The 12,317-nt window shown below is 73.3% G+C and carries 11 protein-coding genes; all 11 read left to right on the top strand.

Annotation, left to right across the window (positions count from 1 at the left end; translation table 11 throughout):
• Positions 1 to 90: 90 nt before the first annotated feature.
• The 11 genes from ACWDD9_RS29135 (at position 91) to ACWDD9_RS29085 (ending at position 11,905) form a co-directional block, all read left to right on the top strand.
• A complete protein-coding gene (locus ACWDD9_RS29135) occupies positions 91 to 642 on the top strand; it encodes a hypothetical protein (protein ID WP_449813202.1) in 552 nt (183 codons plus the stop codon).
• Between the two features lie 35 nt (positions 643 to 677).
• The gene (locus tag ACWDD9_RS29130) at positions 678 to 1,445 is read left to right on the top strand and encodes an SDR family oxidoreductase (RefSeq protein ID WP_449813201.1); all 768 of its coding nucleotides are present in this window, start codon (positions 678 to 680) and stop codon (positions 1,443 to 1,445) included.
• Between the two features lie 303 nt (positions 1,446 to 1,748).
• Positions 1,749 to 3,608, top strand: coding sequence for an ATP-binding protein (locus tag ACWDD9_RS29125; RefSeq protein ID WP_449813200.1), 1,860 nt, complete (start codon positions 1,749 to 1,751; stop codon positions 3,606 to 3,608).
• On the top strand, positions 3,608 to 4,042 hold the full coding sequence (locus ACWDD9_RS29120) for a roadblock/LC7 domain-containing protein (protein ID WP_049653112.1): 435 nt from the start codon (positions 3,608 to 3,610) through the stop codon (positions 4,040 to 4,042). Before ACWDD9_RS29125 ends, ACWDD9_RS29120 begins: the two co-directional genes overlap by 1 nt.
• An 82-nt stretch (positions 4,043 to 4,124) precedes the next feature.
• Positions 4,125 to 4,493 (top strand): DUF742 domain-containing protein, encoded by a 369-nt coding sequence (locus ACWDD9_RS29115; protein ID WP_049653110.1) that lies wholly within the window; start codon positions 4,125 to 4,127, stop codon positions 4,491 to 4,493.
• A gap of 31 nt (positions 4,494 to 4,524) precedes the next feature.
• Positions 4,525 to 5,298: a GTP-binding protein gene (locus tag ACWDD9_RS29110; protein WP_449813216.1), complete on the top strand. Its 774-nt coding sequence runs from the start codon at positions 4,525 to 4,527 to the stop codon at positions 5,296 to 5,298.
• Complete coding sequence (locus ACWDD9_RS29105; RefSeq protein ID WP_449813199.1) at positions 5,295 to 6,539, top strand: cytochrome P450; 1,245 nt, start codon at positions 5,295 to 5,297, stop codon at positions 6,537 to 6,539. The genes ACWDD9_RS29110 and ACWDD9_RS29105 overlap by 4 nt, the downstream gene beginning before the upstream one ends.
• 137 nt (positions 6,540 to 6,676) lie before the next feature.
• A complete protein-coding gene (locus tag ACWDD9_RS29100) occupies positions 6,677 to 7,891 on the top strand; it encodes a cytochrome P450 family protein (RefSeq protein WP_449813198.1) in 1,215 nt (404 codons plus the stop codon).
• 347 nt (positions 7,892 to 8,238) lie between these two features.
• Positions 8,239 to 9,627, top strand: a complete 1,389-nt coding sequence (locus ACWDD9_RS29095; protein ID WP_449813197.1) for an ABC transporter substrate-binding protein — start codon at positions 8,239 to 8,241, stop codon at positions 9,625 to 9,627.
• Between the two features lie 263 nt (positions 9,628 to 9,890).
• The gene (locus tag ACWDD9_RS29090; RefSeq protein WP_079272796.1) at positions 9,891 to 10,943 is read left to right on the top strand and encodes a carbohydrate ABC transporter permease; all 1,053 of its coding nucleotides are present in this window, start codon (positions 9,891 to 9,893) and stop codon (positions 10,941 to 10,943) included.
• Positions 10,940 to 11,905 (top strand): carbohydrate ABC transporter permease, encoded by a 966-nt coding sequence (locus ACWDD9_RS29085; RefSeq protein ID WP_449813196.1) that lies wholly within the window; start codon positions 10,940 to 10,942, stop codon positions 11,903 to 11,905. The genes ACWDD9_RS29090 and ACWDD9_RS29085 overlap by 4 nt, the downstream gene beginning before the upstream one ends.
• Positions 11,906 to 12,317: the final 412 nt, after the last annotated feature.

The raw sequence follows: 12,317 nt of genomic DNA, 5'->3' as shown, positions 1-12,317 counted from the left end.
CGGGCCGCCGCACTGGAGCGGCAGCGCGCTCGGCGCGCGAAGCTCGGTGCCGGGCACGATCTGCGCCGGTCGCGGGCCAGGCTTCAGGCCGTGGTGACGGAGTGGAAGAGCGGCGGCTGCGTCGACTGCGGGTACGCCGATGTACGGGCCCTGGACCCTGACCACCTGGACCCGACGCAGAAGGCGGGGACGATATCCCGCCTCGTGCAGCTGTGCGTCGCCAAGGACCGGCTGCTGGCCGAGCTCGCCAAGTGCGAGGTCCGGTGCGCCCGCTGCCATCGAGCGCGGACGATGCGGCAGCGCGGGCGTTCGACGGAACGGCTGCCTCCGTCCTGGGCCCGGATGGTGGAGGCCCAGGCGCGGAACGACCGGTTGAAGCTGGCGCGGGGCTGCGCCGACTGCGGTTGGCGGGGATGGGCCCGGGGCCTCGACTGGGACCACGTGCGCGGCGCCAAGTCGGCGAACGTGTCGCAGCTGATCGCCGAGCGGAAGCCGTGGTCGGAGGTCGCGGCGGAGATCGCCAAGTGCGAGGCCGTGTGTGCGAACTGCCACCGGATCCGGACTGCGGTCAGGCGGGGCCGGACGTCCCGGAGCGCGTCCGGCGTGCCGATGTCACGTTCGGGGGCGGTGTCCGGTCTGTAGGGGGTGACGGGTTTTCTCAGGGAAGGAGTGGCGCGGTGGTGGGAACGGTGCTGGTGACCGGGGCGACGGGGACGTTGGGGCGGGAGGTGGTGCGGCTGCTGGTGGCGCGCGGGGTGGCGGTGCGGGGGCTGAGCCGGCGGGTGCGGGACGGGGGCGACGGGGCCGAGTGGGTGGTCGGGGACCTGGTCGGCGGGGCCGGGGTTGCGGAGGCGATGGCCGGGGTCGAGGTGGTGGTGGACTGCGCGACCACGCAGAAGAAGGCGGACGTGGCCGGGGTCCGGACGCTGGTGGCCCGGGCCCGGGAGGCCGGGGTGCGGCACCTGGTGTACGTGTCGATTGTCGGGATCGACCGGGTGCCGTTCGCGTACTACGCGACGAAGCTCGCCTGCGAGCGGGTGGTGCGGGAGTCGGGGCTGGGTTGGACGGTGCTGCGGGCGACGCAGTTCCACGACCTGGTGCTGAAGGTCTTCGACGCCTCCGTGAAGCTGCCGGTCCTCCCGGTGCTGAGCGGGGTGGCGTGCCAGCCGGTGGACGTACGGGAGGTGGCCGCGGCGGTCGCGGACCTGGCGGGGGAGGAGCCCGCCGGCTTCGCCCCGGAGGTCGGCGGCCCGCAGGTGCGTTCGTACCGGGAACTGGCCGAGGCCTACCTGCGGGCGGCGGGCAGGCGCCGGTTGCTGCTGCCGCTGCCCCTCCCGGGAGCGACCGGCCGCGGACTGCGGGCGGGCGGCAACCTGACGCCGGATCGGGCGGTGGGCCGGGGGACCTTCGAGGAGGCACTGGAGCGACGGTTCGGCGGCCGCTGAGGTCGGCGGCCGCCGGCACAGGGCGGGCGCCCACGGTGTGAGGCGTGGCGCTCGGGTGGGCGTCGGGGCGTCGTCGTGTGGTGTGGGCGGCGTGAAGGTAGGAGATTGGCCGTCAACTGGCCGCTTGAGGCCTATGTCTGAATCGATATGATCGGCCGAAAGCGTGAACCGATCAGACGCCCGGAGATGTTTCGCTACGTCGCCGGGCGGACTGGTATGCGCCCGACCAGCTGTCGGCGGCCGCAACCGTCGCCGACCCGCCGCCCGCGCCGCCGCCCGCCGACGTTGCCGAGGACCGCACCGATGAGAGAAGCCACCAGCCCCGACGGCCGATCGCGCCGCCGGCCCGCGCCGCGCACCGTCGCCCTGACCGCGGCCGCCGTGCTGCTGGCGCTGGTCGCCGCGCCGGTCGGCGTCGCCCGGGCGCTCGGCGCGCACCAGCCGCTCACCGCCCTCGCGGTGGGCGCCGTCACGGTGCTCTGGCTGATCGCCGTCGGCCTCGCGGCGGCCGGGGTCGAGCGCTCCCGCGGGCTGGCCGAGGAGCTGGCCGCGCAGCACGAGGAGACCCGGGCGGCGCTGGTCGCCGCGGGCACGGCCCGGCAGGCCGAGACGGCCGCCGTCGACCGCGCCGCCGCCGCGTTCGCCGAGCGGGACGCCGCCCGCGCCGGGCAGGCCCGGGCCGAGGCCGACGTCACCACCGCGCACGCCGAGCTGGCCCGGCTGCGGGCCGAACTCGACGCCGAGCGGGCCGGGGCGGAGGCTGAGCGGACCCGGGTCGAGGCCGAGCGCGCCGAGCTGGCCCGGATCCCCGAGGGCGTGCTGCCCGAGGTGGTGGCGAAGCTGCGGGCCGGCGCGGCGGTGGACAGTGCGCTGGCCGTCCACCGCAAGCACCCCCAGTACCCGCTGCTGCGTGCCGTCGGCGAGGAGATCGGCCGCGGCGAGCGGCTGCGGGCCGCCGCGCTCGCGGTGTGCGCGACCGCTGCCGGGCGGGTCCAGGCGCTGGCCACGAGCATGCACGCCGAGCTGCGCGAGATGCAGCACCGGCACGACGAGGAGGTCCTCGGCGACCTGCTGAGCCTGGACCACTCGACCGCCCAGGCGGGCCGGATGGCCGACAGCATCGCCGTGCTCACCGGCGCCCGCTCGGGCCGCCGTTGGGCCAAGCCGATCGCGGTGGAGTCGGTGCTGCGCGGCGCGCTCGGCCGGATCGGCGCCTACCAGCGGGTGCGGCTGCACAACGCCAGCACCGCCGCGGTCGCCGGGTACGCGGCCGAGGGCGTGATGCACGCGCTGGCCGAACTGCTGGACAACGCCACCAACTTCTCCGCCCCGCCGGCCGAGGTGCACGTCTATGTCGAGGAGGTGCCCGCCGGGCTGGCGGTCACCGTCGAGGACAGCGGGCTGGGCCTGAGCGACAGTTGGCTGCGCCGGGCCGAACGGGCCGTCTCCGCCGAACCGCTGGACCTCACCACGCTCTCCGCGGGTACCCGCCTGGGGCTGGCGGTGGTCGGCGTGCTGGCGCGCAAGCACGGGCTGCAGATCTCCTTCCGGCCCTCGGCGCGCGGCGGTACCGGCGTGGTGATGCTGATCCCGCATCAGCTGGTCACCCACCCGGCACCGGCCGCGGCCCCGGCGCCCGTCCAGGTGTCCGTACCGGTGCAGGCGTCGCCCGCGGAGACCGCGCGCCCCGCGCTCACCTCGGCGCGCCCCGCCCCGGCCTCCCTGCCTCCGGCTCCCTCCGCGCAGCGGACCCGCGTCGGGACGCAGGCCGCGGCCGGGACGCGGACCGCCACCGCGCCCGCGCTGCCGGCCGCGCCCGTCCGGACGACCGACAGCGGCCTGCCGCAGCGCCGCCGCGGACAGACGCTGGCCACCGCCGCCCCCGCGACGGACCGGGCGGCGAAGCCCGCCGGCACCGACGCGGCGGGTGCGGCCGGCCGGTTCGGCGCGTTCCGCCGGGCCGCTGCCGCCCGTCCGGCGGCGGCCGGGCAGCCCGCCGCCGGGGCTCCGACCGAGGGCCCCGCCGGGACGCCGGTCACGGACCCTGCCGGGGCTCCGGCCACCGACTCTGCCGGGCCGCCGGCCACCGACCCTTCCGGGGTGCCGACCACAGCCCCCGACACCACGCCCGACGCTTCCCCCGTCACCGAGAAGGACACCTGATGAGCAGTGCCACCGACCGTGACCTCGACTGGCTGTTGGAGAACCTGCTGGCGGCGACCCCCGGCACCCGGCACGCCCTGGTGCTCTCCGCCGACGGCCTCAAGCTCTGCCACACCGCCGGACTGAGCACCGACCAGGCCGACCAGCTGGCCGCCATCGCCTCCGGTCTGCAGAGCCTGGCGCACGGCGCCTCGATCGAGTTCGGCGACGGCAGCGGCGGCGTGCGGCAGTCGATGACCGAGTTCCACGGCGGCATCCTGTGCATCGTGGCGGCCGGCGAGGGCGCGCACCTGGCGGTGGTCACGGACGACGACGCGGACGTCGGCGTGGTCGGCCACAACATGCACGGCCTGATCGAGCAGATCGGGGTCCACCTCAGCGCGCCCGCCCGGGCGGCGGAAGGCGAGGCCGCGCAAGAGAGCGCGGTCATATGAGCGCGCGGAGCGAGCGGACGGTCGAAGGAGTCGCGGGGGTCGCGGGGGTCGACGCCCCCGCCGCGCGGAGCGAGGTGGGCGCATGAGTCCGGGGCCGGTGCTTCCGGGGCGCGACGACGACCCGGACCGCCTCTACACCATCACCCGGGGCCGCAGCCGTTCCCCGGAGAACGCCTTCGACCTGGTGACCCTGATCGTCGCCGAGCGGCAGCCGGCGCCCGGGATGCAGTCGGAGCACGCCCGGATCCTGCGGATGTGCGAGGCCCCGACCGCCGTGGTGGAGGTGGCGGCGGAACTGGCGCTGCCCGTCTCGGTGGTGAAGATCCTGCTCGGCGACCTGCTGGAGTCCGGGGCGGTCACCGCCCGCCACCCCCGGTTCGCGCCGAACAAGGCCCGGCTGCCCGACCTCGACACGCTGAAGCAGGTGCTGCATGGCCTTCAACAGCTCTGACGTCTCGGCCGTCGGCGGCGTCCGGACCGCCGTGGAGGGCCGGCCCGTTGCCGATGTCCGGGCCGCTGCTGACGTCCGGCCCGCCGGTGCGCGCACCCCGCTGCGGGCGACGGCCGACAACGCGCTGAAGATCGTCGTGGTCGGCGGCTTCGGCGTGGGCAAGACCACCCTGGTCGGCTCGGTCAGCGAGATCCGTCCGCTGAACACCGAAGAGGTGATGACCAAGGCGGGCGAGGGCATCGACCCGGCCGGCGCCTGGGGCAAGCGCTCCACCACGGTCGCCTTCGACTTCGGCCGGATCACCCTTTCCGAGCGGCAGGTGCTGTACCTGTTCGGCGCGCCCGGGCAGGAACGTTTCTGGTTCCTCTGGGACCGCCTGTTCAGCGGCGCCCTGGGCGCGGTCGTCCTGGTGGACACCCGGCGCCTGGAGGACTCCTGGTACGCCATCGACCGGCTGGAGCACCACGGCACGCCGTTCATCGTGGCCCGCAACAACTTCGGCGAGCCGGGCCACACCCTGGAGCAGGTCCGCGAGGCGCTGGACCTGCCGGCCGAGGTGCCGCTGGTGGACTGCGACGCGCGCGACCGCGAGTCCGGCAAGCGGGTGCTGATCGCCCTGGTCCACCACCTGGCCGCCTTGGCCGGGGCCGACGAGGCCGCCCTGGCCGGTGCCGACGGAGCCGTCCTGGCCGGTGCCGACGGAGCCGTCCCGGCCGCTGCCGCCGGGGAGGACGAGACGGCCCCCGCCGCGCGGCCAGCCCCGGCCGGGCCCCGCACCGCGATCTACGAGGAGAGCACCCCGTGACCGAGCCCGCCGCCACCCCGCCCCCGGGCTGCCCGGCGCACGCCGGCGCCACGCCGCTGTACGGGCCGCGCTTCCAGACCGACCCGTCCCAGCTCTACCGCGAGCTGCGCGCCGCGCACGGCCCGGTCGCCCCGGTCGAGCTGGCCGGCGGCGTGCCCGCCTGGCTGGTCATCGGCTACCGCGAGCTGCAGCAGGTGACCGGCCGGCCGCAGCTGTTCGGCCGCGACTCCAGCCGCTGGCACGCCTGGGCGACGCTGCCCGCCGACTGGCCGCTGAAGCCGATGATGGCCCCCGTCCCCTCGATCCTCTACGCCGAGGGCGAGGAGCACGTCCGGCGTTCGCGCGCGGTCACCGACGCGCTGGCCGGGATCGACCCGTACGAGCTGCGCAAGCACGCGGAGGAGATCGCCGACGGCCTGATCGACGAGTTCGCCGGGCGCGGCGAGGCCGACCTGGTCGCCGAGTACGCGCACCGGATGCCGCTGCTGGTGCTGTGCCGGGTGCTCGGCCTGGACGAGGAGCAGGCGCCGCAGTTGATCGCGGCGCTGCTGGCCATGCTGGACGGCGGCCCGGACGCGCCGGCCGGCGCCCAACGGCTGCTGGAGCTGATGCTCGCGCTGGTCGAGGAGAAGGCCGAGCACCCGGGCGCCGACATCGCCTCGCGGATGCTGGCGCACCCGGCCGGGCTGACCCACGACGAGGTGATGCGCGACCTGCGGGTGCTGCTGATCGCCGGCCACCAGCCGAGCTCGTACTGGATCTCCAACACGCTGCGGCTGATGCTCACCGACGAGCGGTTCGCGGCCTCGCTGGCCGGCGGCCGGCGCAGCATCAGCCAGGCGTTGAACGAGGCGCTCTGGGAGGACACCCCGACCCAGATCTTCGCCGGACGCTGGGCGGTCCGCGACACCCAGGTGGGCGGCCAGCGGATCGGCGAGGGGGACATGGTCCTGCTCGGCATCGCCGGGGCCAACGCCGACCCGGCCGTCCGGCAGCCGGACGGCCGCCCGGCGGAGGGCAACCGGGCGCACCTGAGCTACTCGTACGGCGAGCACGGCTGCCCGTTCCCGGCACAGGAGGCGGCCGAGGTGATCGCCACCACCGCGATCGAGGTGCTGCTCGACCGGCTGCCGGACCTGCGGCTGGCGGTGGCCGAGCACGCGCTGGTGTGGCGGCCGTCGGCCTGGGTGCGCGGGCTGGTGGCGCTGCCGGTCTCGTTCACCCCCGGCCATCCGGCCTGATCCATCCGCACCCGCCGTTCGAAAGAGCCGCGAAACCCCTCGAACGCCCTCGAAACCTCCGAAAGGCTTCGGCTGTTTTCGAATGGCTTCGAAAGGCTTCGAGAGAGCTTCTCCAGAGCTTCGAAAGAGAGACGTCGATGACCGCTGCCCCGGCCCGAATCGCCCTCGACCCGCTGGCCCGCGACAACGCGGCCGAGGGCGCCCTGCTGCGGGCCGCCGGCCCGGTGGTGCCGGTCGAACTGCCCGGCGGGGTCGCCGCCTGGGCCGTGACGCGGCACGCCGCCGCACGTGACCTGCTCACGGACGCCCGGCTCGTGAAGGACGCCGCGCACTGGGCGGCCTACCAGCGCGGCGAGGTCCCGAAGACCTGGCCGCTGATCGGCCTGGCGGTGCCCGGCCCGAGCATGGTGACCACCGACGGGGCCGAGCACCGCCGGCTTCGGGCGCTGGTCGCGCAGGCCTTCACCCCGCGCCGGGTGGAGCTGATGCGGCCGCGCGTCGAGGAGATCACCCACGCGCTGCTGGACACCCTGGCGGCGGGCGAGCCGCTGGTGGACCTCAAGACGGCCTTCGCCTTCCCGCTGCCGATGACGGTGATCTGCTCGCTGCTGGGCGTACCGGAGTCGGACCACGGCCTGCTGCGCGACCTGTACGAGCGGTTCTTCGGCATCAAGCCGAACCCGGAGGGCATCCAGGCGACCGTCGCCGGGCTGAACGCCTTCGTCAACGGCCTGGTGGCGCAGCGCCGTTCGGCTCCCGGCGAGGACCTGGCGAGCGTGCTGCTGGCGGCCGACACGGAGGGCGGGGCGCTGAGCGACGCGGAGGCGGCGGCCACCCTGCGGGTGATCATCGCGGCCGGCCACGAGACGACGGTGAACCTGATCGGCAACGCGGTGCGGGCCCTGCTGGCCCACCCGGACCAGCTGGAACTGGTGCGTTCGGGACAGGTGTCCTGGGACGCGGTGGTGGAGGAGTCGCTCCGCTGGACACCGCCGACCAGCAACTTCCTGTTCCGGTTCGCCGCCGAGCCCATACCGGTCGGCGAGGTGGTGATCCCGGCCGGCGAACCGGTGCTGGTCTCGTACAACGCGATCGGCCGCGACCCGCTCCAGCACGGGGTGACCGCCGAGGTCTTCGACATCACCCGGGACCCGTCCCGCCACCTGTCCTTCGGCCACGGCCCGCACGTCTGCCCGGGCTCCCCGCTGGCCCGACTGGAGGCGGGGGTCGCGCTGCCCGCGCTGTTCGAGCGCTTCCCGGGGCTGTCGCTCGCGGTGCCGGACGCGGACCTGCGGCCGAGCCCCTCGCTGGTGGTCAACAGCCTGCTGGAGCTGCCGGTGCGGCTCTTCTGACGTTCGGTCATATCGCAAGGCCCCGGCTGGATTTACGGTGGATGTCCAATTGGACGTCCGGCTGAACGTCCGGTCGGGGCCTTCGGCTTCCGGTCGCGGGTCACGGTCGGGACACCGGCTTGTGAAGGTCGAACGGGGACCTTGGCGGGGGGCGGCGGCTGCGTTAACGTCTTCGATCAGTCCGGCCGCCGTCCGCTCGTGATCCCGCTCGTGATCCCGCTCCGCGAATCCGTTCCGCGATTCCGTTCCCGTGAACCTGTCCGCGATCCCCGTGTAGGCCCATCTCCGGTACAGCGCAATGTCGTTCAGCCCACTGTCGGCAGCATGCCCTGGCGAGGAGAACCGCATTGACCCTCAACCCGACCGCGCCGCAACCGAGTTCCCGCCGCCGTCTGGCCGCCGTGCCCGCCCTGGTGGCGGCACTGGCGCTGACCGCGGCCTGCTCCAACAGCTCCGGCGGTTCGGGTGGCGGCGGAGGCGGATCGGCCGCCTCGCTGTCCGGCGACTGCGCCAAGTACCAGCCGTACGCCGGACACTCGGGCACCACCGTGACGATGTTCGCCTCGATCCTGAGCCCGGAGTCGGACAACCTGGAGAAGTCCTGGGCCGAGTTCAGCAAGTGCACCGGGATCAGGATCAGCTACGAGGGCTCGAACGACTTCGAGTCCCAGCTGCCGGTCCGGGTCTCCGGCGGCAACGCCCCGGACTTCGCGATCATCCCGCAACCGGGCCTGCTGGCGCAGATGGTGAAGAGCGGCAAGGTGGTGAAGCCGCCCGCCCAGACCGTTGCCAACCAGGACAAGTGGAGCCCGATCTGGAAGACGTACGGCTCGGTCAACGGCACCTACTACGCGGCCCCGATGAGCGCCAACATGAAGTCCCTGGTCTGGTACTCGCCGAAGGCCTTCACGGCGGCCGGCTACGACGTGCCCAAGACCTGGACCGGCCTGATGGCGCTCAGCGACCGGATCGCCAAGGCCGGCGGCGCCAAGCCGTGGTGCGGCGGCATCGCCTCCGGGACGGCCACCGGCTGGCCGGCCACCGACTGGCTGGAGGAGGTGGTGCTCGGCTCGTACGGCGGCGAGGTGTACGACCAGTGGGTCGGCCACCAGGTGAAGTTCTCCGACCAGAAGATCACCACCGCGATGAAGACGGTCGCCGACTGGATGCAGAACCCGGCCTGGGTCAACGCGGGCTTCGGTGACGTGAAGTCGATCGCCACCACCACCTTCCAGGACGCGGGCACGCCGATCCTGAGCGGCAAGTGCCTGATGCTCCAGCAGGCCTCCTTCTACGAGGCGCAGTGGCCCAAGGGCACCAAGGTCGGCCCGGACGGGGACGTCTTCGCCTTCCACCTGCCCGCGGTGAACCCGTCGGTCGCCAACCCGGTCGAGGGCGGCGGCGAGTTCCTGGCGGCCTTCTCCGGGCGGCCCGAGGTGCAGGCGGTGCAGAACTACCTGTCCAGCTCGGACTGGGCGAGCAGCCGGGTGAAGACCGCGAGCGGCTGGGTCTCGGCCAACCAGGGCGTGGACAAGAGCCTCTACACCGACCCGATTGACAAGCTGTCGGCCGAGGCGCTGACGGACCCGTCGGCCACCTTCCGATTCGACGGCTCCGACCTGATGCCGGCCGCCGTGGGCGCCGGGCAGGAGTGGAAGTCGCTGACCGCCTGGTTCGCCGAGGGGCAGTCGATCCAGAAGACCGCCGCCGACATCGACGCCGCCTGGCCGCAGTAGCCGGGCCGTCCGTCCTGCTCGGTTCCGGGGCTGGTTCCGGGGCTGCTCTCGGAGCCGAAGCCGGAGTTGGAGTCGGAGTTGGCCCCGGAGTTGGCCCTGGCCCCGGTTTCGGTCCTGGGCCCGGCGCCGGCCTCCGGGGCCGACACCGAGGAGCCGGTTCCCGGGGGTCGGGCACACCGAGGACCACCTGTCGAGGGCGGTGCGGGGCCACCCACCCGCACCGCCCGCCCCCCTTCCCACCACACCCGAAGGGAAGCGCAGCCATGTCCGTAACCGGATTCCCGTCACCCGTCGCCGAATCGGCCGCCGGGAGGCTGGTCGCCGAGAATCTCGCGGCCGGCTCCTGGAACGACGCGGCGGTCAAGTTCGGCAACACCTTCGGCGCCGTCGCGGGCTTCCTGGGCATCCTGCTGGTGGTCTTCCTGGCCGCCGGTCGGGCCCGGGGCCGCCTGGCCCGACCGCTGGCGGTCGCGGTGTTCCTCGGCCCGGCGGTGCTGCTGCTGGCCGTCGGCCTGGTCGTGCCGCTGGTCCGCACGGTCTACCTCAGCCTCCAGAACGACGACGGCACCCGGTTCGTCGGCGGTGAGAACTTCGGCTGGGCCCTCACCTCCGACTCGGTGCAGAAGGTGCTGGTCAACACGCTGCTCTGGCTGGTGGTCGCGCCGCTCGTGGCGACCGGGCTGGGGCTGGTGCTGGCGCTGCTGGTCGACCGGATGCGCGGCCAGTCGGTGTACAAGTCGCTGATCTTCATGCCGATGGCGATCTCGCTGGTCGGCGCGTCGATCATCTTCAAGTTCGTCTACGAGTCGCGCGGGCCGGGCCAGCCGCAGATCGGCCTGCTCAGCCAACTCGCCGTCGCCGTGGGCTGGGACGATCCGCCGAACTGGCTGCTCTCGCAGCCGCTGAACACCTTCCTGCTGATGGCGGTGATGGTCTGGGTGCAGACCGGCTTCGCGATGGTGGTGCTGTCGGCGGCGATCAAGGCGATCCCGGACGAGGTGGTGGAGGCGGCCCGGCTGGACGGCGCGAGCGGGGTGCGGCTGTTCTGGTACGTCACCGTGCCGATGATCCGCACCACGGTGATGGTCGTACTGACCACCGTCATGATCATCACCCTGAAGGCCTTCGACATCGTCCGCACCATGACCGGCGGCAACTTCGGCACCCAGGTGCTGGCCAACGAGATGTACTCGCAATCCTTCGTGCAGTTCAACTCCGGCCGGGGCAGTGCCCTCGCGGTGCTCCTCTTCCTCGCGGTGCTGCCGCTGGTGGCCTACAACATCGTGCAGCTGCGGAAGGAGCGTGAGGTCCGGTGACCGGGACGGGCGGCCGGGAGCGGCTGGCGAAGTCGGTGCGGTCGGTGAAGGCGGTGCGGCCGGTGCCGCCGGTGCGGAAGGCTTTCAGCAGTCCGCTGGCCTCGGTGTTCGTGATCGCGATGACGGTCCTCTGGACGATCCCGACGCTGGGCCTGCTGGTGACTTCTCTGCGCCCCAAGCAGGACGTGACGGCCAGCGGGTGGTGGAACGCCTTCCTCCATCCGGACCTCGGCCTCGGCAACTACCACTCGGTGCTGTTCGAGGGCGGGTCCGGCGCCTCCACCGGCCTGATGCCCTTCCTGGTCAACTCGCTGGCGATCAGCGTCCCGGCGACGGTCTTCCCGCTGGCACTGGCGGCGATGGCGGCGTACGCGCTGGCCTGGGTGCGGTTCCGGGGGAGCGACGCGGTCTTCTTCACGGTGTTCGCGCTCCAGGTGGTGCCGCTCCAGATGGCGCTCATCCCGCTGCTGCGGCTGTTCGCCGGCGGTGCGCACCTGGGCTCGCTGACGCTGATCCCGGCGGTGGACCTCAAGGGCAGCTACGCGCCGGTCTGGCTGGCGCACACCATGTTCGCGCTGCCGCTGGCGGTGTTCCTGCTGCACAACTTCATCGCCCAGCTGCCGCGCGACCTGATGGAGGCCGCGGTGGTGGACGGCGCCTCGCACTTCAAGATCTTCCGCTCGATCGTGCTGCCGCTGTGCACCCCGGCGCTGGCCTCGTTCGCGATCTTCCAGTTCCTGTGGGTCTGGAACGACCTGCTGGTGGCGCTGACCTTCGCGGGCGGCACGCCGGAGGTGGCGCCGATGACGGTGCGACTGGCGCAGCTGTCCGGCTCCCTCGGCGGGCGCTGGGAGCTGCTCACGGCCGGGGCGTTCCTGTCGATCATCGTTCCGCTGATCGTCTTCTTCAGCCTCCAGCGCTACTTCGTCCGGGGGCTGCTGGCCGGATCGGTGAAGGGGTAGCCAGGGGAGTCCTGTGGTGGTGAGGGCGTTCTGAACGCGTTCGAAACCGATTTTTGAACTTGTTCAGAATGGTCTACAGTCGGCAGCGGCCGGGCGCTGAGCGCGCCGGTCCGCGGACCGCCCGACGGGTGGCGTCCGCATGCCTGCCGACCACTGAGGGGGACTCATGCCAGGCCCGTCCACGCCTGCCCCGTCCGATTCGCCCGGTCCGACCGAGTCGGCCGACTCGACCTTGCCGGGGTCGACTGAGTCGCTCGATCCGACTGGGTCACCTGACTTGACTGGGTCACCCGACTTGATCGCGCCGGGGGCGACTGGGTCGTCCGACTTGACTGAGTCGCCCGACCTGACCGGGTCGCCCGATCCAGTCGCGCCGGGGCTGACCGAGTCTCCTGACCTGACTGGGGCACCT

This window comes from Kitasatospora sp. NPDC001119 (assembly GCF_053598475.1).
Note: the sequence above shows the minus strand (reverse complement) of the source record. Positions and strands in the feature narration are given on the sequence as shown.